Source organism: Azospirillum brasilense, assembly GCF_022023855.1.
GTDB lineage: Bacteria > Pseudomonadota > Alphaproteobacteria > Azospirillales > Azospirillaceae > Azospirillum > Azospirillum brasilense_F.
Genome location: NZ_CP059449.1, coordinates 2,382,486 through 2,404,403, shown reverse-complemented (window position 1 = coordinate 2,404,403; position 21,918 = coordinate 2,382,486). Strand labels below are relative to the sequence as shown.

At 66.9% G+C, this 21,918-nt stretch carries 23 protein-coding genes and 2 tRNA genes; 13 read left to right on the top strand and 12 right to left on the bottom strand.

Annotated elements, in window-relative coordinates:
• Window positions 1-96 precede the first annotated feature (96 nt).
• From H1Q64_RS11400 to H1Q64_RS11385, 4 genes are all read left to right on the top strand, one after another.
• Window positions 97-1,296 (top strand): amino acid ABC transporter permease, encoded by a 1,200-nt coding sequence (locus H1Q64_RS11400; protein ID WP_237903586.1) that lies wholly within the window; start codon window positions 97-99, stop codon window positions 1,294-1,296.
• A 5-nt stretch (window positions 1,297-1,301) separates the two neighbouring features.
• Entirely contained in the window at window positions 1,302-2,420 is a 1,119-nt protein-coding gene (locus H1Q64_RS11395; protein WP_038527795.1) for an amino acid ABC transporter permease, read from the top strand.
• 22 nt (window positions 2,421-2,442) lie between these two features.
• On the top strand, window positions 2,443-3,219 hold the full coding sequence (locus H1Q64_RS11390) for an amino acid ABC transporter ATP-binding protein (RefSeq protein ID WP_330874521.1): 777 nt from the start codon (window positions 2,443-2,445) through the stop codon (window positions 3,217-3,219).
• Between the two features lie 141 nt (window positions 3,220-3,360).
• Window positions 3,361-4,446 carry a pyridoxal phosphate-dependent aminotransferase gene (locus tag H1Q64_RS11385; RefSeq protein WP_237903585.1) on the top strand — a complete coding sequence of 362 codons (1,086 nt, stop codon included), beginning with the start codon at window positions 3,361-3,363 and terminating at the stop codon, window positions 4,444-4,446.
• Here H1Q64_RS11385 and H1Q64_RS11380 read toward each other — a convergent pair.
• From H1Q64_RS11380 to H1Q64_RS11345, 8 genes are all read right to left on the bottom strand, one after another.
• Window positions 4,382-5,335, bottom strand: coding sequence for an EamA family transporter (locus H1Q64_RS11380; RefSeq protein ID WP_237903584.1), 954 nt, complete (start codon window positions 5,333-5,335; stop codon window positions 4,382-4,384). The two genes, H1Q64_RS11385 and H1Q64_RS11380, sit on opposite strands and share 65 nt — an antisense overlap.
• Before the next feature lie 52 nt (window positions 5,336-5,387).
• Window positions 5,388-6,029 carry a GNAT family N-acetyltransferase gene (locus tag H1Q64_RS11375; protein WP_237903583.1) on the bottom strand — a complete coding sequence of 214 codons (642 nt, stop codon included), beginning with the start codon at window positions 6,027-6,029 and terminating at the stop codon, window positions 5,388-5,390.
• Window positions 6,005-6,439 (bottom strand): GNAT family acetyltransferase, encoded by a 435-nt coding sequence (locus tag H1Q64_RS11370; protein ID WP_237903582.1) that lies wholly within the window; start codon window positions 6,437-6,439, stop codon window positions 6,005-6,007. Before H1Q64_RS11370 ends, H1Q64_RS11375 begins: the two co-directional genes overlap by 25 nt.
• Window positions 6,436-7,323 carry a 3-mercaptopyruvate sulfurtransferase gene (gene sseA / locus H1Q64_RS11365; protein WP_237903581.1) on the bottom strand — a complete coding sequence of 296 codons (888 nt, stop codon included), beginning with the start codon at window positions 7,321-7,323 and terminating at the stop codon, window positions 6,436-6,438. Before sseA ends, H1Q64_RS11370 begins: the two co-directional genes overlap by 4 nt.
• Before the next feature lie 15 nt (window positions 7,324-7,338).
• Entirely contained in the window at window positions 7,339-8,046 is a 708-nt protein-coding gene (locus H1Q64_RS11360) for an alanyl-tRNA editing protein (RefSeq protein WP_237903580.1), read from the bottom strand.
• Window positions 8,047-8,062: 16 nt separating this feature from the next.
• A complete protein-coding gene (locus H1Q64_RS11355) occupies window positions 8,063-9,067 on the bottom strand; it encodes a cysteine synthase A (protein ID WP_237903579.1) in 1,005 nt (334 codons plus the stop codon).
• A gap of 128 nt (window positions 9,068-9,195) precedes the next feature.
• Window positions 9,196-9,804: an NUDIX domain-containing protein gene (locus H1Q64_RS11350; protein WP_237903578.1), complete on the bottom strand. Its 609-nt coding sequence runs from the start codon at window positions 9,802-9,804 to the stop codon at window positions 9,196-9,198.
• An 84-nt stretch (window positions 9,805-9,888) separates the two neighbouring features.
• Window positions 9,889-10,899 carry a S1C family serine protease gene (locus H1Q64_RS11345; RefSeq protein ID WP_237903577.1) on the bottom strand — a complete coding sequence of 337 codons (1,011 nt, stop codon included), beginning with the start codon at window positions 10,897-10,899 and terminating at the stop codon, window positions 9,889-9,891.
• 188 nt (window positions 10,900-11,087) lie between these two features.
• Between H1Q64_RS11345 and H1Q64_RS11340 the strand changes: the two genes are divergently transcribed.
• Window positions 11,088-11,264: a hypothetical protein gene (locus tag H1Q64_RS11340; RefSeq protein WP_014240443.1), complete on the top strand. Its 177-nt coding sequence runs from the start codon at window positions 11,088-11,090 to the stop codon at window positions 11,262-11,264.
• Between the two features lie 131 nt (window positions 11,265-11,395).
• Window positions 11,396-11,635 carry a hypothetical protein gene (locus H1Q64_RS11335; protein WP_237903576.1) on the top strand — a complete coding sequence of 80 codons (240 nt, stop codon included), beginning with the start codon at window positions 11,396-11,398 and terminating at the stop codon, window positions 11,633-11,635.
• 109 nt (window positions 11,636-11,744) lie between these two features.
• On the opposite strand, the gene H1Q64_RS11330 is transcribed toward H1Q64_RS11335, so the two are convergent.
• The 3 genes from H1Q64_RS11330 to H1Q64_RS11320 form a co-directional block, all read right to left on the bottom strand.
• On the bottom strand, window positions 11,745-11,975 hold the full coding sequence (locus H1Q64_RS11330; RefSeq protein WP_237903575.1) for a hypothetical protein: 231 nt from the start codon (window positions 11,973-11,975) through the stop codon (window positions 11,745-11,747).
• Window positions 11,976-12,185: 210 nt separating this feature from the next.
• Window positions 12,186-12,261: transfer RNA gene (locus tag H1Q64_RS11325), tRNA-Asn, on the bottom strand.
• A gap of 219 nt (window positions 12,262-12,480) precedes the next feature.
• Window positions 12,481-12,554: transfer RNA gene (locus H1Q64_RS11320), tRNA-Cys, on the bottom strand.
• Window positions 12,555-12,772: 218 nt separating this feature from the next.
• Here H1Q64_RS11320 and H1Q64_RS11315 point away from each other — a divergent pair.
• The 6 genes from H1Q64_RS11315 (at window position 12,773) to H1Q64_RS11290 (ending at window position 18,807) form a co-directional block, all read left to right on the top strand.
• Complete coding sequence (locus H1Q64_RS11315; RefSeq protein ID WP_237903574.1) at window positions 12,773-13,429, top strand: protein-L-isoaspartate O-methyltransferase family protein; 657 nt, start codon at window positions 12,773-12,775, stop codon at window positions 13,427-13,429.
• Between the two features lie 109 nt (window positions 13,430-13,538).
• Window positions 13,539-13,865, top strand: coding sequence for a rhodanese-like domain-containing protein (locus tag H1Q64_RS11310; protein ID WP_237903573.1), 327 nt, complete (start codon window positions 13,539-13,541; stop codon window positions 13,863-13,865).
• 2 nt (window positions 13,866-13,867) lie between these two features.
• On the top strand, window positions 13,868-15,259 hold the full coding sequence (locus tag H1Q64_RS11305) for a TolC family outer membrane protein (protein WP_237903572.1): 1,392 nt from the start codon (window positions 13,868-13,870) through the stop codon (window positions 15,257-15,259).
• 141 nt (window positions 15,260-15,400) lie between these two features.
• A complete protein-coding gene (locus H1Q64_RS33970) occupies window positions 15,401-15,850 on the top strand; it encodes a hypothetical protein (protein WP_330874491.1) in 450 nt (149 codons plus the stop codon).
• Window positions 15,851-15,861: 11 nt separating this feature from the next.
• A complete protein-coding gene (locus tag H1Q64_RS11295; protein WP_237903571.1) occupies window positions 15,862-16,086 on the top strand; it encodes a DUF2497 domain-containing protein in 225 nt (74 codons plus the stop codon).
• 69 nt (window positions 16,087-16,155) lie between these two features.
• Window positions 16,156-18,807, top strand: coding sequence for a valine--tRNA ligase (locus H1Q64_RS11290; RefSeq protein ID WP_237903570.1), 2,652 nt, complete (start codon window positions 16,156-16,158; stop codon window positions 18,805-18,807).
• 94 nt (window positions 18,808-18,901) lie between these two features.
• On the opposite strand, the gene H1Q64_RS11285 is transcribed toward H1Q64_RS11290, so the two are convergent.
• Window positions 18,902-20,860: a methyl-accepting chemotaxis protein gene (locus H1Q64_RS11285; protein ID WP_237903569.1), complete on the bottom strand. Its 1,959-nt coding sequence runs from the start codon at window positions 20,858-20,860 to the stop codon at window positions 18,902-18,904.
• Window positions 20,861-21,028: 168 nt separating this feature from the next.
• Here H1Q64_RS11285 and H1Q64_RS11280 point away from each other — a divergent pair, with 168 nt between their 5' ends.
• Window positions 21,029-21,853 (top strand): YdcF family protein, encoded by an 825-nt coding sequence (locus tag H1Q64_RS11280; RefSeq protein ID WP_237904938.1) that lies wholly within the window; start codon window positions 21,029-21,031, stop codon window positions 21,851-21,853.
• The last annotated feature ends 65 nt before the right edge of the window (window positions 21,854-21,918 follow it).

Sequence of the window (21,918 nt, the reverse complement as noted above, 5' to 3'; positions counted from 1 at the left end):
AGGCCCGTTTGGGAGACGATATACGTGGCGCAAGTTGCGGCGGACGTTCGGGAGGCGGCCGGCGCCCTTACGCCATGCTGGTGAGGGGAGAGAACCGTGGCCAGCAAGACCCGGGACACCGCGCGCCCAAGCGCGCCTGGCGGTGTTTCATTTTCCCTCAGCGACCCGACGGTCCGTGCCGTGTTCTACCAGATTCTGGTGGTCGGCATCGTCATCGCGGTCGGCTGGTTCCTTATCCACAACACGCTCGACAACCTGTCGAAGCGGTCTATCGCGACAGGATTCGGATTCCTGGAGCGTGAGGCCTCCTTCGGCATCGGTGAGAGCCTGATCGACTATCATCCGCGGGACAGCTACGGCCGGGCCTTCCTGGTCGGCGTGCTGAACACGCTGAAGGTGTCGATCATCGGCGTCGTCCTGGCGACCGTGCTGGGCACGCTGATCGGCGTCGCCCGCCTGTCCAGCAACTGGCTGATCGCCAAGCTTGCCTCCACCTACGTGGAGATTGTCCGCAACATCCCGCCGCTGCTCCAGCTCTTCTTCTGGTACGCACTGGTCTCGGAAAGCATGCCGCCGGTGCGGCAGGCGCTGAACCCGATCCCCGGCGTGTTCCTGTCGCAGCGCGGCCTGTTCGTTCCGGTGCCCTCCGCCGACCCGGTGTGGGGCATGATGGCCTTCGCGCTCGCCATCGCCGTGATCGCCGTGGTCTTCCTGCGGCGCTGGGCCAAGGCCCGGCAGGAGCGGACGGGCCAGCCCTTCCCGATCGGATCGGCGAGCCTGGGTCTGCTCGTCGGTCTTCCGTTGATCGCCTACATCGCCGGCGGCGCGCCGACGGCGCTGGACGTGCCGAAGCTGCAGGGCTTCAACTTCGTCGGCGGTGTGGTCCTCACTCCGGAGTTCTTCGCGATCCTGGTCGGGCTGGTCGTCTACACCGCGGCCTTCATCGCCGAGGTGGTGCGCAGCGGCATCCTGGCGGTCAATTGGGGCCAGACGGAAGCCGCAAGGGCGCTGGGCATCGACAGCGGCAAGACGCTGCGGCTCGTCGTCCTGCCGCAGGCGCTACGGGTGATCGTGCCGCCGCTGACCAGCCAGTATCTGAACCTGACCAAGAACAGTTCTCTGGCGCTCGCCATCGGGTACCCGGATCTGGTGTCGATCGCCAACACGACGCTGAACCAGACCGGTCAGGCGATCGAGGGCGTGGCGATGATCATGGGCACCTATCTGGTCATCAGCCTGGGCATCTCGATCTTCATGAACTGGTACAACAAGCGCATCGCGCTGGTGGAGCGCTGACGGCCATGACAGACAACGTCCATACCGGCAACGTCCCTACCGGAAGCATCCCCGACGAGCGTCCGCCGTCCAACACCGTCGGCCCCGTGGCGTGGCTGCGCAACAACCTGTTCAACACCTGGTACAACGCGCTCCTGACCATCCTGATCGCCTGGCTGCTGTTCAAGGCGATCCCGCCGCTTCTCGACTGGCTGATCTTCAGCGCCAACAGCTTCGGCACGCCGCCCCAGGTGTGCCGGCAGGAGGGCGGCGCCTGCTGGACCTTCGTCAGCGAGAAGCTGCGCTTCGTCATGTTCGGCACCTTCCCGTACGACGAGCAGTGGCGGCCGCTGATCACTATCGTGATCATCATCGCGCTGGTGCTGGCGAGCTGCGACCGCCGTTTCTGGAAGCCCTGGCTGGCTCTCGTCTGGATCGCCGGCTTGACCGCGGTCGGCGTGCTGATGTGGGGCGGCGTGCTGGGCCTGACCTATGTCGAGAACACGCTGTGGGGCGGCCTGCCGCTGACGCTGATGCTCTCGGTGGTCGGCCTGTCCGTGGCCTTCCCGGCGTCGGTCCTGCTGGCGCTCGGCCGGCGCTCGCAGCTTCCCGCCATCCGGGTGATCTCGGTGACCTACATCGAGCTGATCCGAGGCGTGCCGCTGATCAGCCTGCTGTTCATGGCCTCGGTGATGTTCCCGCTGTTCCTGCCGACCGGCGTGAACTTCGACAAGCTGCTGCGCGCGCAGATCGCCTTCATCATGTTCGCCGCCGCCTATATGGCGGAGGCGATCCGCGGCGGTCTCCAGGCCATTCCGAAGGGCCAGTACGAGGCGGCCGATGCGCTGGGCCTGAACTACTGGCAGGCGATGGGCAAGATCATCCTGCCGCAGGCGCTCGCCATCTCCATCCCGCCGCTGGTGAACACCTTTATCAGCTTCTTCAAGGACACGTCGCTGGTCATCATCATCGGCCTCTACGACCTGCTGGGCACCGCCAAGGCGGCGCTGTCCGACCCGGCGTGGCGCGGCTTCTACCGCGAGGCCTACCTGTTCATCGGCGTGATCTACTGGGTGTTCTGCTACTCGATGTCCAAATACAGCCAAAAGCTCGAACGCGACCTGCGTCGCGGTCACCGTCGCTGAGGGAAGGGGAAAAGAGATGACCATGGCCCAAACCGCCGGCGCCGCGCGCAGCTTCCCGCAGGGGGAGCCGATCATCCAGTGCCGTGGAGTGCACAAGTGGTACGGCGAGTTCCACGTCCTGAAGAACATCGACCTGTCGGTCGCCAAGGGCGAGCGGATCGTGATCTGCGGCCCCTCGGGCTCCGGCAAGTCGACCATGATCCGCTGCCTGAACCGGCTTGAGGAGCACCAGAAGGGCTCTATCGTCGTCGACGGCATCGAGCTGACCGGCAACCTGAAGAACATCGAGCTGGTCCGCCGCGAAGTCGGCATGGTGTTCCAGCACTTCAACCTGTTCCCGCACCTGACCGTGCTGGAGAATTGCACGCTCGCCCCTATCTGGGTCCGCAAGAAGCCGAAGGCCGAGGCGGAGGAGATGGCGATGCGCTACCTGAAGCGGGTGCGCATTGCGGAGCAGGCGCATAAGTACCCCGGCCAGCTCTCCGGCGGGCAGCAGCAGCGCGTGGCGATCGCCCGCTCGCTGTGCATGAGCCCGAAGGTCATGCTGTTCGACGAGCCGACTTCCGCGCTGGACCCCGAGATGGTCAAGGAGGTGCTGGACGTCATGATCGGTCTGGCCGAGGACGGCATGACCATGCTCTGCGTGACGCACGAGATGGGCTTCGCCAAGTCGGTCGCCGACCGCGTCATCTTTATGGACCGCGGCGAGATCGTCGAGCAGAACACGCCCAATGAGTTCTTCAACCACCCGCAGTCGGACCGGACGAAGCTGTTCCTCAGCCAGATCCTGAACCACTGATGCTCATAACCGCGCCGGAACGGCTTGTTCCGGCGCGGTAAACCAGCGCAACCCGCAAGGAACGCTGGCGGGTTGCGCTGGTTTCGGGTTGAATGCAGTCCGTTCGTGCTGTTTGCCGCTATGCACAACGGAGCCTGCCTGATGGAGCTGCTGAGTCCCCGTCCCGGAATTGGCCAGATCAAGCCCTACCGTCCCGCCCGTCCACCGGAGGACGGCGCCGCCTGGGTCGATCTGTCGCTGACGGTCAATCCGCTGGGACCCGGCAAGAGAGCGCTCACCGCCTACCGCCATATGGCGGCGCAGATCCACCGCTATCCCGACTGGTCGCAGGACCGCCTGCGCCACGCCATCGCCCGGCGTTACGATCTGGACGCCGGCCACATCACCTGCGCCAACGGTTCCGACGAGATGATCCACCTCGTGACCCAGGCCTTCGCCGGACCGGGGGATGAGGTGCTGTGCCACGAGCACGGCTATCGCGGCTTCATGAAGGCGATCCGCGCCGCCGGGGCGACTCCGGTGATCGCCGCGGAACGCGATCTGGTCGTCGATGTCGAGGCGATGATCGACCGGGCGAACGAGAAGACGAAGCTCTGCTTCCTCGCCAACCCGAACAACCCCACCGGCACCTACATTCCGTCCGAGCTGGTCCTGCGGCTGCGCGCCGGCCTGCCGTCGCACACGCTGCTGGTGCTCGATTCGGCCTACGCCGACTATTGCCGCCGCGACAACTACAGCGACGGAACGGAGATCGTCGAGAATTCCGACAACGTGCTGATGGTGCGCACCTTCTCCAAGCTGCACGGGCTGGCCGGGCTGCGCGTCGGCTGGGCCTACGGTCCGGCGGGGGTAATCGAGGCGGTCAACCAGACGCGCGGCCCCTTCAACGTCGGGATCGCCGCGCAGGCCGCGGCGGAGGCCGCCATCGCCGACACCGAGCATGAGGAGGCGACCTTCGCCCACAACAGCGCGTGGCTGCCCTGGCTGAGCCACGAGCTGGAGCAACTCGGCGTGCGCGTTTATCCCAGCGTCTGCAACTTCATCCTGGCGCGCATCCCGACCGACCCATCGCTCGGCGTCCAGGCGGTGCTGGACCATCTGGCGCGCCGCGGCATCCTGGTGAAGCCCACCCAGGATTACGGGCTGGCCGACTGCCTGCGCATCACGGTCGGGCGGGAGGACGAAAACCGGGCTCTGGTCGCGGCTCTGGGAGAGATTCTGAGCTGATATCCGGCTCCTCGCCGGGAATTGGATCTGGCATCGGGTCCGGATGGCGGGTGTGCTCGCGGGCGAAGATGAACAGGCCGGAGCCGACCACGATGACGATGCCGACCAGCGACAGCAGGTCCGGCCATTCGTCGAAGAAGATCGCCCCGATGGCCAGCGCCCACAGGATCTGACTGTACTGGGCCGCCCCCACCCGGTCGGCCGGGGCGAAGGCGGCGGCCAGGGTGAAAAGGGCCTGGGCGGCGAAGGTCGTGGTGGCGAAGCCCACCGTCAGAATCCACTGCTCCCGCGTCGGCCACTCGAGACCGGGGATCATCAGCAGGCCGGACGCGACGGCGGTCGACAGGAACACGGTCCCGATCAGAGTGAAACGCTTCTCGGTATGCCCGATCATCCGTCCGGTGATGACTACGACGGCGGAGCTGAAGGCGCAGCCCAGCGCCGCGAAATGGCCGGGCAGCAACTCGCGGAATCCGGGGCGGGCGACGATCAGCACGCCGATGAAGGCCGCCCCGATGGCCAACCGCCGGCGCCAGCGCACCGGCTCCTTCAGCACGAAGATCGAGAGCAGCGTCACCAGGCTGGGCATCAGGAAGATCATCGCGAAGGCTTCCGCGAAGGGAAGGCTGCGGAACGACATGACGCTGAGCGGGGTGGAGGCCGCCACGAAGACCAGCCGCACCGTCATCAGCCAGGGCCGGTTCCAGCGCAGCAGGTCGCCGATGCGGTCGCCCCTGGTCATGAAGACCGGGGAGAGCAGCAACGGCAGGATGTAGGCGAAGAAGGTGACCTCGAAGGGGTCCAGCCCATGCCCGATCGCCTTCACCAGCGCATCACCCCAGGCGAAGAAGGCGAATGCCAGGAACGCGAACAGAATGCCCTTCATCATGGCGTCGGTGTCCTGGCGTTCGGAGCGGCGGAGAGCGGGCCGGGTCGGCCCGTCACTCGTTGATCGGAATGTGCGGGGCCGAGGTCCGCGGCAGCCAGCCGAGGAGCCGCGGATCACGGATTTCGCGGGTCACATGCCGGTAGGGCACGAACCCCATGGACTGGTAGAGCGGCAGCGCCTTCGGATGGTCGAAGGTGCAGGTGTTGACGAGAAGCCGCGTCGTTCCGCCCTGCCAAGCCAGACGGATCGCCGTGTCGAGCAGCCAGGGACCGAGTTTAAGGCCAATGAAATCCGGGATCAGTCCAAAGTAGGCCAAGTCGGTGTCGTCCTCGCGCCGGTCAATCTCAGCATAGCCGGCTGGCGTGCCGTTCACGTAGAGGACCCAGATCTCGACCCGTGGGTCGGTGACGACTCGCCCCAGTTCCGGCATCGGCATCCGCCGCCGCTCGTGCCACAGCCAGGGCTCGCCCACCGTGTCGTAGAGATAGCGGTAGTAGGAGGCGGTCGGCGGGTTGGCCCGCACCAGCGCCACGTCACCCGCCGGGCGGGGCAGAGGCGCGTGGGCCGGCGGGGCCGTCATCTCCAGATAGGTGACGATGACGGACAGGCAGCCGGGCGGCACCGGCGCCGCGATCCGGGAGGGCGACAGGGACGACCGGGGAGGCGGCGTCAGGGAGAATCGGTCTTCAGCCATTTCTGCATCACGGTAACGGGACCGGTGGCATAGCCCAGCCGCTCATAGAACGCCACCACGGCGTGGTTCGTCGCGCGCACCATGAGTTGCGCCTTGGGCATGCCTGCCTCCACAAGCCAGCCCTCCGCCGCCCGGACCATCGCCCGGCCATGGCCGCTCCCGCGGCAGGCGGGGTCGACCGCCAGATAGTAGAACCAGCCCCGGTGCCCGTCATGACCCACCATGACGGACGCCACGGTCCGTTCGCCCGCGCAGCCGATCATGATCGTGGCGTTCGGCTTCGACACCGCAAGCGCGATGTCGGCCAGCGGGTCGTTCCACGGCACCACGAGGTTGCAGGCGGTCCACAGCGCCACCACGTCGTCGCGGTCCGTCGCCTCGTAGTGGCGTATGCTCAGCGCTTCGGTCACCGATTCACCGGTCCGGTTTCCAGAGGCAGATCGGGGCGCAGGCCCCATTCCGCCCAGGACCCGTCATAGACGGCCACATCCTCCTTGCCGGCCGCGGCCAGCCCGAGCGCGAGCACGCAGGCGGTCACGCCGCTGCCGCAGGAGGCGACGATGGGACGCTCCAGATCGAGACCTGCGCCATTCGCCCGCTCCGCGATGGCTTCCGGCGGCAGCAGGGTCTTGCTCTCCGCGTCGACCAACTCGTTGAAGGGCAGGTTGAGGCTGCCGGGGATGCGCCCGCTGCGGCGGCCCGGCCAGGGTTCGACGACGGCGCCCTCGTAGCGGTTGGCGGCCCGGGCGTCCACCACCTGATCGACCCGCGAGTCGATGTTGGCGAGAACCTCGTCGGCCCGGCGCACCAGGCCGGGTTGCAGCGCCGCCGTGAACGCCGCCGGGGCCGGGTCGGCCGGACCGGATTCCAGAGGCCGGCCTTCCGCGATCCATTTCGGCAGGCCGCCGTCCAGAACGGCGACGTGGCCATGCCCGAACAGACGGAACATCCACCAGACGCGCGCGGCGGCGGTGGCCATGCCGGCGCTGTCATAGACGACCACCGTGTCGCCGCTCCCGATGCCGAGCGCCCCGACCTTGGCCGCGAAGGTCGCCTCGTCCGGCACCATGTGCGGCAAGGGGTGGGTGTCCGGCTGCGCCACGTCGTCGATGTCGATGCGCACGGCACCGGGGATGTGCCGCTCCAGGAACTCGGCACCCGGGTCGCGACCGGAGCCGGGCATGAACCAGGAGGCATCGAGGACGCGCAGGCCCGGCTGGCCCAGCCGTTCGGCCAGCCAACCCGTCGGAACGATCGGGCCGGGGAGGGTGAGCGTGGTGTGCGAATCGGTCATAGGATATTCCCCCGTTCAATCCCTCAGCGCGACGATCACGCGCCGGTTCTGCTTGCCCTTGTTCTCGATCTTCACGACGTCGAGCGCGCCGATCTCGCCCAGCCGCTTCACATGGGTACCGCCGCAGGGCTGGCGGTCAACCCCGGCGATGTCCACCAGCCGGACGCGGCCGTGGCCGCGCGGCGGCTTGACCGTCAGGGTGCGGATCAGCTCAGGGTTGGCGTCCAGCTCCGCGTCGGAAATCCACAGCGAGCCGACCGGCGTGTCCGCGGTGACCAGCCGGTTCAGGGCCGCCGCGATGGCCTCCCTGTCGAGGCCCTCGGTCGGAACGTTGAAATCGACGCGGCTGCGCTCCGCCCCGACTTGGGCGCCGGTGATCGAGGCGCCGGGCAAGACCGCGCAGACGAGGTGAAGCGCCGTGTGCATCCGCATGTGGCGGTGCCGGCGGTCCCAGTCGATCTCGGCTTCCACCGGCGTGCCGGGGGCGGGCAGGGCGATGCCGGGCTCGGGCACATGAATGACATCGTCCGGCCCGTCGCCCTTCACCGTGTCAACGATGCGCAGCGCGACACCGGCGACGGTGAGCCGGCCGGTGTCGCCGGGCTGGCCGCCGCCGTTGGGGTAGAAGACCGTTCGGTCCAAACGGATGCCCCGCTCGTCCGCGTATGTCACGGTGGCGGTGCAGGAGGTGGCGTAGGCGTCCTCGCGGAAGATCAGCTCCATGGGACCTCAGGTGCGTTTACGAATCCAGCCAATCGGGCACAGGCAGATTCTTCTCACGCAGGAAGGCCGGATTGAAGAGTTTCGATTGGTAGCGCTGCCCTCCGTCGCAGAGAATCGTCACGATGGTGTGGCCTGGCCCCATCTCCTTGGCGATGCGGATGGCCGCCGCGACGTTGATGCCCGACGAGCCGCCCAGAACCAGACCCTGCGACTTGATCAGGTCGAAGATGACCGGCAGGGCTTCCTCGTCGGTAATCTGCAGCGCCTGATCGACCGGAGCGCCTTCCAGGTTGGCGGTGATTCGGCCCTGGCCGATGCCTTCGGTGATCGAGCTGCCCTCGGCCTTCAGCGTCCCATGGGCGTAGTGATGGTAGAGGGAGGCGCCCATCGGGTCGGCCAGAACGATGCGGACGTCCGGCTTGCGCTCCTTCAGAGCCAGCCCGACGCCGGCCAGCGTGCCGCCGCTGCCCACCGCGCAGGTGAAGGCGTCGATCCGCCCCTCGGTCTGGGTCCAGATTTCCGGACCGGTGGTCAGGCGGTGGCCCTCGCGGTTCGCCACATTGTCGAACTGGTTGGCCCAGACGGCGCCGTTCGGCTCGGTCTTCGCCAGCTCCTCGGCCAGCCGGCCCGAATAACGGACGTAATTGTCAGGGTTGGAATAGGGCACCGCCGGAACCAGACGAAGGTCGGCACCGATCAGGCGCAGCATGTCCTTCTTCTCCTGGCTCTGCGTCTCCGGCATCACGATGACGGTGCGGTAGCCGAGCGCGTTGCCGACCAGCGCCAGCCCGATGCCGGTGTTGCCCGCCGTGCCTTCCACAATGGTGCCGCCGGGGCGCAGCAGGCCCCGGCGTTCGGCGTCGCGGACGATGGCCAGGGCCGCGCGGTCTTTCACCGAGCCGCCGGGGTTGAGGAACTCCGCCTTGCCCAGGATCTCGCATCCCGTGGCCTTCGACGGCCCTTCCAGCCGAATCAGCGGCGTGTTGCCGATGGAGCCGATGAAGCCGGTGCGGATGTCCACGAACTGTCTCCCGAATCGAATGATGAACCGGGCAACACTATCGGATTGCGCACCAGGGAATTCAAGGTCGGCTTGTGAAATGCAGCATTGAACGAGATTGGATCGTTCTTTCTGTTTCTCAGCGTCCTCTATTTCCCACGCCACTGACTGCGCAACCGGTCGCGGTTCCGCGCGAACCAGCCCAGTGCGATGATGGCGATGGAATTGTTCAGCCGGTTCTCGTCGAGCAGACAAATCGCCTCGTCGGCCGGCACGACCATGATGCGGATGTCTTCATGCTCTTCCTCCAGCCCGCCCGTTTCCGCGAGGCCCTGGCTGTCCACGCTGCCGCAGAAGACGGTGACATGCTCGTCGAAGGCGCCGGGGCTGGGATAATAGTCGCAGATCATCTCAAGATCCCGAACGGTGCAGCCAGCCTCTTCCGTGGCCTCGCGCCGTGCGACCTCATCCGGTGTCTCGCCTTCGTCCAACAGGCCGGCGACGATCTCCGTCAGCCACCCCTGTCCACCGGTGGAGGCGGCGCCGACCCGGAACTGCTCGATCAGAACGACGCTGTCGCGGTCCGGATCGTAGAGCAGGATGCCGACGGCCTGACCGCGCACGCAGACTTCGCGCGGCGGCAGGACACCGGTCCAGGAACCGTCGAACTTCCTGTGGCGCAGGCGGTAGACGTCGACCTTGAGGTAGCCGTTGTAGGCTCTCTTCTTCTCTTGGATCTCGATGTGCGGGTGATCCACGGGCGGGGACTCCTTGGCTTGGGAGAGCACGGTCCAAGGATGTAGCGCATCCGCCGGTCCGGGGCGAGGCGGCCAAAGGGTCTCTCAGAAGGTCGGGTTCAGCTTCAGCGTGCTGTAACGGTCGGCGGAGGGGACGGCGACCGGCTCCAGCTTGGGGCCACGCAGCAGTTCCAGCGGCACGGTGACACCGGCTGGACCGAGACCCCAGACCTTCCGGTAGAAGTCCGCCAGCCCCTTCGGCCTCTGGCCGGCAACGCCGACGATCATGTCGCCCGGTTGGATACCCACGGTCGCCGCGGGACTCTGCGGGGTGACCCGTTCGACCATCAGGCGGCCCTGCTCCTCGCGCAGCGTAACGCCGAGCCAGGGCCGCGCCGGCTCCTGCCGCCGCCCGAAGGCCAGGAGATCGGCCAGGATCGGCTTCAGGGCGGAAACCGGAACGAACATGTTGCCGGGAACGCCGCCATGGGCCGGCACCGCGTCGCGCACGATCAGCGAGCCGATCCCGACCAGTTCACCCTTGCGATCGATCAGGGCGGCGCCGTTGAAGCCCATGATCGGCGGCGTGGTGAAGATCGCCTCGTCCAGCAGATACTCCCAATAGCCGGCGAACTCGCGTTTCGCGGCGATCAGCACCGGCTGTACCCCGGTCGAGCCCTGACGGGTGAGCACCATGGCGCGCTCCCCCTCCTTGATCGCGTCGGAGTCGCCGAGCCGGACGGGGGCGGCGCTGAAGCCCATGCCGGCGCGCAGCAACCCGAATCCGCTGGCCTGATCGTACGCCACGAACTCGGCGGGATAACCGCGCCCCTCGCCGGTGGTGACCTGAAGCTGTGACGCCTCCAGAATCGTGTAGCCGATGGTGAGGATCAGCCCGGACCCGTCGATGACGACGCCAGTGCCCTCGCGCTCCGTGCCGAGCGAGCGGGCGCTCTGGCTGTCGGGCAGGATGGTGGCGGAGATGCGGACGAGAGCGCCCGCCAGCTTCGCCGCGTCGAGCTGGTCCGCCCGTGCCGCGGTGATGGCAACAAACAGCGCAAGGAAGGTCGCCAAGAAGCTCATCGTCCAGGGGATGCGGCGCCAGCGACCCGTCATGCTTCCCTCCCTTGCCGGAGTCGAGTCGGGCGGACGCCGGACTGCTCGATCCCCGGATTAAACATGAGCGTCGGCGCGCAACCATCAAGGGGATTTCCGAATCGACCGGAGCCCCCTCGTCGGGGCCGTGAAACCTCCGCCCGCCGCACAACGTTACCCGTACCAGCGACACCACGAAGGACGGGACGATGCCCATCAACAGCGAACGCGAACTCGAACAGGCGGTGGCGGAATTTCAGCGTCTCGCCGACGAGCCCGCCGGTTCGCCCGGCGAGCGCCGGAAGCTCGAACTGGATGCGGAGATCAAGGCCTTCTATGTCCAGCACTCCGATGACATGCGCAAAGGCAAGCCGCGGCACGAGTGACGCGCCGCAGTCGACGCTTGGGCGCATTTCTTCATCGACGCGGAGGGGGCGGCTGGCCGACACTGCCGCCGCTCCCGGGCCGGACCGCCGCCCCGGGGCGTCGTCGTTGAAGGAAGGAGCGCGTCCCCACGATGAAGCGAATCGACAATTGCTACACCTGCCTGTTCTGGGAAGGGCAGGGCATCCGCCAGAGGGGACCAAAGGGCTTGTGCCGCCGCTTTCCGCCGCAGGTGACCCCGCGCGACACGGAAGGGCGTTTTCCGATTACCCTGTCCACCGATTGGTGCGGCGAGTGGAAACGCGACATCGGCGATCCCGTCGGCGAGGCTGCGGACAACCGCCTGATCTATGACGATCCGCAACCTCGATAGAAATCCGCCTCGATAGAAATCTGCCTCGATAGAAATCTGTCTTGATAGGCAGCCGAGCAGGGCGGCCGGCCATCTGGTTTTCGGTCCAAACCGGTCCAAGCGCGGCATTTCAACGGGGCATCGGTGCAACCACCAGCGACCGCTGGTTTTCCGGCAGCACCGCATCGCCACGGACCAGCATCCGGTGCCAATCGACGCCGAGCAGGGCGACGGCAACAGCCATGGCGAGGGCGATGATCGCCACCGCGGCGATCCAGCCACCGTCTTCCTGCCGGCCGTCGGGCCGAGGGGGTGCAGCCTTGGGTGTGAAGGGTCGAAAGTTGAGGGGGAGAAGGGTCATGGGTCGCCTCCACCGCTGAACAGGCGCAATCCCGACTCGCGTGGGTGTCCGGTGGAATTGTAGCGCCGGAAGCGTTGCGGCGGCATCAAGCCTTCGGTCGGAACGCTCGTTCCTTCGGATGATGCCGGAAGCGGTGGCGGTGAAGGGACGATATGAGTGACCGCTATGAGAAAAGGCCGAGCCCGCGAGGACTCGGCCTTTTCATCGAATTGGCTCCCGGTGCTGGACTCGAACCAGCGACACGCGGATTAACAGTCCGCTGCTCTACCGACTGAGCTAACCGGGATCAGTCTGACCGGCCCTTGCGAGGCGCAACGTCCGGCGTGGGCGGCTATATAGCCGACCCTCCGACGCTTGCCAAGTCTTTTGATGGCAAAAAAACGACGGCGGGGCAGGGCAGGGGGCCGGAGAGACGCAACGCCAAAACGCCGAAAAGCACCGGGCCGCACAGGCACGATGCTCATCAAACGCTTTGATTTTTCAGCTGTCTCAGCCGCATCAAGGATGGAGGCACGGGCGGGAATCGAACCCACGTACACGGATTTGCAGTCCGCTGCATCACCACTCTGCCACCGCGCCATCCTTGCGTCCGGCACCCCCTAGCGGGAGCGCCGCGGCGTGGGAGCGGACGTATACTGCGGTTCAAAGGGGTGGTCAAGGGCCTTCGCGGCGTTTTTTCGATGATCCGGTGTGGCGTTGTGTTCGTGAGACTTTGAAGATATATACGCGACGAGGCAGCGAGGCCGCGACCCACGGCTTGGCGCCGCGCTCCGTCCACCAGATTGTAAGCGACCGCCATGTCCGAATACGCCGCCGCCCGTCTCAACATGGTCGAAGGGCAGATCCGACCGAACAAGGTGACCGACCAGCGTCTGGTCGATGCCATGCTCGACATTCCCCGTGAACAGTTCGTACCGAAGGCGGCGCGCGGCTTCGCCTATGTGGACGAGGATCTCGCCATCGGCAACGGCCGCTATCTGATGGAGCCGATGGTCTTTGCCCGCATGCTCCAGGAAGTGGGCATTGACGAGACCGACGTCGTGCTCGACATCGGCAGCGGCTCCGGCTACTCGACCGCCGTGCTGGCCCGCCTCGCGGCGACCGTCGTCGGCATCGAGTCCGACACCGAGCTGGCCCGGCAGGCCACGGAGTCGCTGAGCGCGGTCGGCGTCGATAACGCTGTTGTCATCACCGCTCCGCTGACCGAAGGCTACCCGCAGCAGGCACCTTACGACGTGATCGTCATCGAGGGCCTCGTTTCGGAGGTGCCGGAAGGCATCCTGGCCCAGCTGACCGAGGGCGGACGGCTGGTTGCCGCCGTTCTGGGCGATCGCAGGGTCGGCGAAGTGAAGCTGTACCAGCGCAGCGGCGGAGTCACCTCGGCCCGCACGCTGTTCGAGGCGCATCCGCACCCGTTGCCCGGTTTCGAAGCCAAGCCGAAATTTGTATTCTGATCCCGGAAAGAGTGACCGAAGGGGCTTCGGCCCCTTTCGACCGTCCCCCAGCCTGTCACCTTGCCTTTCACCGGCCGCGGTCCTGCGGCCCGCAGCGGAGAATCAAGGCATGCCGGCGCCGTTTGACATGGAAGTCGAGGATCTGGACCGCATCCGGACATCGGGTGGCGATCCGCTGGTGCTCGACGTACGGGAACCGGGGGAGGTGGCCATCTGTGCCCTTCCCAACAGCCTCCACATTCCGATGGGGGCGCTGCCCGCCCGCGCCGGGGAGTTGCCGCGGGACCGCGACATCGTGGTTGTCTGTCACCACGGCGGGCGCAGTGCGCAGGTGACCATGTGGTTGCGTTCCCAGGGATTTTCCCGCGCCACCAATCTGAATGGCGGGGTGGATGCCTGGGCGCGCCGAATCGACCCGAACATGAAGGTCTATTGAACATGACTGTGCGAAGCCGTTTCGCGCGCCATTTGATGGCGACCGCCCTCACGCTGGGGGTTGCCTTCGTCGGGGGCATCGACACCGCGTCGGCCCAATCCCTCGAAGACGCGCTAGCGCAGGCCTATTCCAACAACCCGGCGCTCGCCGCCCAGCGCGCCCGTCAGCGCGCCGTGGACGAAAGCGTTCCTCAGGCCCTGTCCGGCTACCGTCCGACGGTGCGGGCGACCGCGGGCATCACCCGCAACGCCACCAGCAGCACCTTTCAGGGTGGCGAAACCGGTTCCGAGAACAACGCCAAGAGCGTCGGCGTCACCGCCACCCAGCCGCTCTACGACGCGACCGTAGGTCCGGCCGTCCGCCGCGCCGAGCGCACCGTCGAAGCCCAGCGCGCCACTGTGCTCGCCAACGAGCAGCAGATCCTGCTGAACGCCGCGGCGGCCTATCTGGACGTCGTGCAGAACCAGGCGGTGCTGGAACTCCAGGCCAACAACGAGCAGGTCCTGCGCCGCCAGCTCGACGCCGCCCGCGACCGCTTCCGCGTCGGCGAATACACCCGCACCGACGTCAGCCAGTCGGAATCGCGACTGGCCGCCTCCATCGCCGCCCGCATCTCCGCCGATGGCACGCTCCAGGCGTCGCGCGCGACCTACGAGCGCGTCGTCGGATCGATGCCGGGCAAGCTGAAGGCGCCGAAGCCGAAGTTCAAGCTGCCGGGGACGCTCGACGAGGTCGTCGAGATGGCCCGTTCCAACAATCCGTCGGTGCTGTCGGCCACCTACACCGAGGCGGCGCAGCGCGAGGCGGTGGACCAGCAGTTCGGCCGCCTGCTCCCGTCGGCCAACCTGTCGGCGCAGGCCAACCGCACCATCGACGCCGGCCGGTCGTCGGGCATCGACATCAAGCGGCAGGACGGCGCGCAGCTCACCGCGCAGCTCACCATCCCGCTCTATCAGGCCGGCCTGCCGGAAGCGCTGACCCGCGAGGCGAAGCACACGGCGAATCAGGCTCGACTGCAGATCGACGACACCCGCCGTCAGGCGGTCGAGGCGGCGATCAGCGCGTGGCAGGGCCTGCAGGCTGCGCGGGCGAGCATCGAATCCTACAACTCCCAGATCCGGGCCGCCGAGATCGCTCTGGAAGGCGTGCGGCAGGAAGCCCAGGTCGGCTCGCGCACTGTGCTCGACGTGCTGAACCAGGAGCAGGAACTGCTGAACGCCCGCGTCAACCTCGTCCGTGCCCAGCGGACGGAGATGGTCCAGGCCTTCACGGTCCTCGGCGCCATCGGCCAGTTGACGGCGCGGCAGCTCAACCTGCCGGTCCAGTATTACGACGCCGACACGCACTACAAGCAGGTGCGGAACAAGTGGATCGGCACCGGCGTTCCGGAGTGATCGCACTTGAATGCCCCTTCCTGGGTGATCGTCCCCGGATGATCGAAACGGCCCGCCTCGGCGGGCCGTTTTTGTCTGGTGGCTTTTTACCCAGTCCTGCCCTAGTGTCCGCGTCAGGATGACGTCCCCGGGTTTGCCACGATGAGCGATAAAGGCCAGCAAGAACCGTCGATGGAGGAGATCCTCGCCTCCATCCGCCGCATCATCTCGGAGGACGGCGAACCCGCGAAGGCGGAAGCGGCGCCCCCTCCGCCTCCGCCGCCACCTCCACCCCCGCCGCCACCTCCTCCGCCGCCGCCGCCTCCCCCCATGGAGGATGACGACGATGATGTTCTGGAACTCACGCAGATGCTCCAGGACGAGCGGAGGGACGAGCCCGACGAACCGGAGCCCGATCCGTGGCGTGACGAGCCGGCCTTCGGTGGCATGGCCGACCCGGAGCCGGCGTATCACGCGCCGGACCCCGAACCGCCGCCTCCGCCGCCACGTCCCGCCGCGAAGCGTCCGGCGCCGGCCTTCGACGATTTCGACGATGACGAACCGCCCCCGCCGCGGCCGCGCATCCGTCCGTCGGGTCTTACGACGGGCTGATCTCCCGTCGGGTGGCCGAGGAATCGTCCCACCACTTCACGCATCTGGCGCGCCAGCTCGGAGACGATCTGTCCATCGGCCCGATGCCCGTCGGCGTCCGCACCGTGGAGGAGGTGGTTCGTGAGCTGTTGAGGCCGTTGCTGAAGGAATGGCTGGACGAGAACCTGCCGACCATTGTCGAACGGCTGGTTCAGCAGGAAATCGACCGGATGATCCGGCGGTCCCAGAAATTCTGAGCGGCGTCACGCCCGCCACGCATTCCGGCCACGCATTCCGTTTGAATTCGTAAGCGAAAGTTCCTGGTGATGTTGGAAAAGACGTACCGGCCCGCCGAGGTCGAGGAAAAGCACTACCGGCTGTGGGAAGAGACGGGCGCGTTCGCGGCGAAGACCGAGTCGAACGGCAAGCCCTACACCATCATGATGCCGCCGCCGAACGTGACCGGCAGCCTGCACATGGGCCACGCGCTGACCTTCACGCTCCAGGACGTTCTGACCCGCTACAACCGGATGCGCGGGCGCGACGCGCTGTGGCAGCCGGGCACCGACCACGCCGGCATCGCGACCCAGATGGTCGTGGAACGGAACCTCGCCAAGGAAGGCAAGACGCGCCACGACTTCGGCCGTGACGCCTTCATCGACAAGGTGTGGGAGTGGAAGGCCGAATCGGGCGGCACCATCACCCGCCAGCTGCGCCGGCTGGGCGCCTCGCCCGACTGGCCGCGCGAGCGCTTCACCATGGACGAGGGGCTGAGCCGCGCCGTCCGCAAGGTGTTCGTGGAGTTGCACAAGCAGGGCCTGATCTACAAGGACAAGCGGCTGGTCAACTGGGACCCCAAGCTGCACACCGCCATCTCCGACCTCGAGGTCGAGCAGAAGGAGATCAAGGGCAACCTCTGGCACTTCCGCTACCCGATCGAGGGCGAGGCGGACCGGTTCATCGTGGTCGCCACCACGCGTCCCGAGACGATGCTGGGCGACACCGGCGTCGCCGTGCATCCGGAGGACGAGCGCTACAAGGATCTGATCGGCAAGAACGTCGTTCTGCCGCTGGTCGGCCGCCTGATCCCCATCGTCGGTGACGAGTACGCCGATCCGGAAACCGGCTCGGGTGCTGTGAAGATCACCCCGGCCCACGACTTCAACGACTTCGAGGTCGGGCGGCGCAACAACCTCGCGGCCATCAACATCATGGACCGCGACGCCCGCATCACCGGCGACGAGGTCCCCGAGGCCTACCGCGGGCTCGACCGCTACGAGGCGCGCAAGAAGGTCGTGGCCGAGCTGGAGGCGCTGGGCCTGCTGGAGAAGATCGAGCCGCACACCCACACGGTGCCGCACGGTGACCGTTCCGGCGTCGCCATCGAGCCCTGGCTGACCGATCAGTGGTACGTGGACGCCGCCACGCTCGCCAAGCCGGCCATCGAGGCCGTGGAGACCGGAAAGACCGTGTTTGTTCCCAAGCAGTGGGAGAACACCTATTTTGAATGGATGCGCAACATCCAGCCCTGGTGCATCAGCCGCCAGATCTGGTGGGGCCATCAGATTCCCGCCTGGTACGGCCCGGACGGTCATTTCTTCGTCGAGGAGACCGAGGAGGCGGCCGTCGCCGCGGCCAAGGCCCATTACGGCGAGGACGTGGCGCTGACCCGCGACCAGGACGTTCTGGACACTTGGTTCTCGTCGGCCCTGTGGCCCTTTTCCACGCTGGGTTGGCCGGACGAGACTCCGGAGCTGGCGCGCTATTACCCGACCGACGTGCTGGTGACGGGCTTCGACATCATCTTCTTCTGGGTCGCCCGGATGATGATGATGGGCCTGCACTTCATGAAGGACGTGCCCTTCCGGACGGTCTACATCCACGCTCTGGTCCGCGATGAGAAGGGCCAGAAGATGTCGAAGTCCAAGGGCAACGTCATCGACCCGCTGGAGCTGATCGACCAGTACGGCACCGACGCCCTGCGCTTCACCCTGACGGCCATGGCCGCCCAGGGCCGCGACATCAAGCTGGCGGTCAGCCGCGTCGAGGGCTACCGCAACTTCGCGACGAAGCTGTGGAACGCCGCCCGCTACACCCAGATGAACGGGGTGGCCCCGATCCCCGGCTTCAAGCCGGTCGGCCTGACCCAGACGGTGAACCGCTGGATCGTCGGCGCCCTGGCGGAGGCGGCGAAGAAGGTCGGCGAGTCCATCGAGGCCTACAAGTTCAACGAGGCCGCCAACACCGCCTACGCCTTCACCTGGGGCACCTTCTGCGACTGGTACTTGGAGTTCACCAAGCCGATCCTGAACGGCGCGGACGAGGCCGCCATCGCCGAGACGCGGGCGACCACGGCCTGGGTGCTGGACGAAATCCTCCACATGCTCCACCCGCTGATGCCCTTCATCACCGAGGAGCTGTGGGAGCAGCTTTCGGACGACCGGGCGAACCGCCTGATCTCCGCCCATTGGCCGGAACATGGCGCGGAACTGATCGACCCGGCCGCCCGTGACGAGATGGATTGGGTGGTGCGGACGATTTCCTCGGTCCGCTCCATGCGGTCGGAGATGAACGTCCCGCCCGCGGCGCAGATCGAACTGAAGCTGAAGGACGCTGGTCCGGAGAGCCTGAAGCGGCTTGACATGCACCGCGACCTGATCCTGCGCATGGGCCGTCTGGCCAGCGTCGAGCCGCTGTCCGGCCCGGTGCCGAAGAGCGCCGTCCAGGCCGTGCTCGACGAAGCCACGCTGGTCCTGCCGCTGGAGGGCATCGTCGACCTCGACAAGGAGCGGGCACGCCTGACCAAGGAGATCGAGAAGCTGTCCGGCGAGATCAAGAAGATCGACGCCAAGCTGTCGAACGAGCAGTTCGTCGCCAAGGCGCCGGAAGAGGTGATCGAGGAGCAGCGCGACCGCCGCGACACGGCGGAGCAGGCCCGCGACAAGCTGCAGAAGGCGCTGGAGATGCTGGCTGCGTAAGGCCGGTCATCCAGACCGTAAAAAGCGAGAAAGGGCAGGGGCTTCGGCTCCTGCCCTTTCTCTTTGTCTGAAGAATGCCTGACAGCGTGATGCCTTAAATCTTGATGGAGGACACGAAGCGGTCGGCGTCGGCTTCGAGCTGCCGGAGTTCGTCCGCCAGTTGGGCGGCGGAGTAGATCATCTCGATGGCCGACTTGCCGGTCTCCGCGGCGGTGATCGCCATGGTGCTGACGCTCTCGGTCACCTCGTGGGTGTTGTCGTTGGCCCGGCCCACCGCGCCGACGATCTCCTCGGTCTGCTCAAGCTGGTCGCGCACGGCGGCGGACACGTCCTCCGACAGGTGGGCAACCTCTTCGACGGTGGTTCGGATGGCACGGATCGCCTCGACGACGGAGCCGGTGGCCTCCTGGATGGCGCCGACCTGACCGGCGATGTCCTCGGTCGCCTTGGCGGTCTGGTTGGCCAGCACCTTCACCTCCGACGCGACGACGGCGAAGCCCTTGCCGGCCTCGCCGGCGCGCGCGGCCTCGATGGTGGCGTTCAGGGCCAGCAGGTTCGTCTGTCCGGCGATGTCGTTGATCAGCCGGACGATTTCCCCGATCCGCTGCGAGCTGTCGGCCAGCGCCGCCACCGCCGAGTCGCTCTGCCGGGCGTGATCCACGGCGCGGCGGATCGCCGTGCTGGAGGTGGTCACCCGTCCGCCGATCTCGCCGATGGAGGCGGAGAGGGTGCGCGACACGTTGTTGACGATGCCGACCACCTCGGACGTCTGCTCCGCCTTCTCTGACGTGTCGAGCGCCTGCTCCTTCATCTTCTCCGCGGTGTCGCGCAAGATGTGCGCGCCGTTGCGGATCTGGTCGGCGGCGTGGCTGACCGTGTGGAGCACCCGCCCGAAGGCCGAATCAAAGTCGTGGGCGATGGCACGCAGCGCGGTTTCCCGCTCCTCCTCCGCCCGGCGCTCGGCCCGGCGGGACTCCTGCTCCAGCTCATGCGTGCGCTGAAGATTCTCCTTGAACACACTGACGGCGCGGGCCATCGCACCGATCTCGTCGCGCCGCCCGGTCTCCGGCACGGTTGCCGTCCGGTCGCCGCTGGCCAGCCGTTCCATCACCCCCTCGATCAGGCGCAGCGGCCGGGTGATGCTGCGGGCGACCAGAAGGCTGATGATCGCGAAGCCGACCAGCAGGACGGAGCCTACCTGGAGCACGTTGGCGATCACCTCGCTGCGCACCCGGTTCTGAGTCTCCACCGCCCCGGCCATGCCGGCGTTGGCCGACTCCAGCAGGGCCTCGAAACGCGGCACCATGGCCTGGAAGGCGTCGTTGAAGGTCTGCACCTCGGCCCGGAACGCCTTGGTGGCGTCGACGAACCGGCCGAGATCGGTGCGGTAGGTGCGGGCCTGCTTCTCCAGCCTGGTCTGGGTGGCTATGTCCAGGCCCGAATCGGCGAGGAAGAAGGTGAATTCGTTGAAGGCCTTACGGTGGCCGGACAGCAGCGATTCGTCGCTGTAGATGATGAAGTCCTTCTCCATCTTCCGCATGGATTCCATGCGGCCGGTCAGCTTGTCGGCGTTCGGCCACTGCTTCAACTCGTCCTCGATGGCGCGGGCGGAGGCGCGCAGGACGCCGCGCAGACCGCTGTCGTCGGACAGACCCAGTTCCTTCGCCCGCGCGACGACCGACGAGAAGCGCTCCTTCAGCGTGCCGATGCCCTGCGACAGATGGTCCAGTTCTTCCTGCGGCAGGCGCTCCACGCCGCGTTCCTTGAGGTTGTCCAGCAGGCGCGAGGCCTCCTCCGCGTTCTTCGCGAAGGCCTCGGCCGCCGCCTCGTCGCGGTCGGCCACGAAGCGCAGCGCCTGGAAGCGCAGGCGGCTGGCCCGGCGCTCGATGGCCGCCGTGTGTTCATAGGCGTCGCGGAACTGGTCCAGTTCGGCGGTCGCCTCGAACATGCGCTGGGCACCAACGGTGACCGTCCCGCCCAGCAGGCCCAAGGTGACCACGGACGCGGCGACCAGCAGCGCGATTCGCGTGCCGATGGAAATGTTCGACAGCATATGCGGGAAATCCTTGGTTGCACCGCGGACCTTACCCGCCGCCGAAGACGCCGCTGTTACGGATTGATGGCGGATTCGTTACCGTGCCGTCGCCTCTGGGCATCGGGGATGAACATCCGTATCTAGAAACCACCGAAAATCGAAAGGGGAGGTCGGCTGTTGTCCTTCGTGCTGTCGAAGCTGCTGTGGCTCCTGGTCTCGCCGGGCAATCTGCTCATGCTGATCCTCACCGCCGGGACGGCGCTGCTGTTCACCCGCCGTCTGGCCCATTGGGGGCGGCGGCTGGTCGTGGCGGTCACCGTCGGCTTCGTCGTCGTCATGGTCACGCCGATCGCCTCGTGGGTCGCGCTGCCGCTGGAGGAGCGTTTTCCCCGCCCCGACCTGCCGGAGCGGGTGGACGGGATCATCATGCTCGGCGGGGCGGTGAACCCGCCGATCACCCGCGACCGCGGCGAGCCGTCCGTCAACGACGCGGCGGAGCGTATCCTGGGTTTCGCCGAACTGATCCGCCGCTATCCGCAGGCTCACGCGGTGTTCACCGGCGGCTCGGGACGGCTGGCCGGTCAGGACGCCCTGGAACTGCGGGAGGACCTCGCGGTCCGCGGCGCGCTTCGGCAGGTCGGGATCGACCCCGACAGCGTGACCTACGAGAACGAGTCCCGCAACACCTGGGAAAACGCCCTGTACAGCCAGCGTCTCGTCCAGCCGAAGCCGGGGGAGACCTGGGTCCTCGTGACCTCGGCCATGCACATGCCGCGGTCGGTCGGCATCTTCCGGCAGGTTGGTTGGGAGGTGATTCCCTATCCGGTCGATTACCGCACGCGCTTCGGCGGACGGCCCTTCGTCCGCTTCGAATTCGACAAGCAGATCGACGCGCTCCAGGACCCGATCCGCGAATGGATCGGCCTCGTCGCCTACCGCCTGATGGGGCGGACCGATTCGCTGTTTCCGGGGCCCGCTCATGACCGCACTGCAGCACAGGCGGGCTCCTGAGGGGTGTTGCGCGGTTGGCGCGGCGAGGTAACTCGGCTAGAGTGGCGCCACCAGATTTAGCGGGG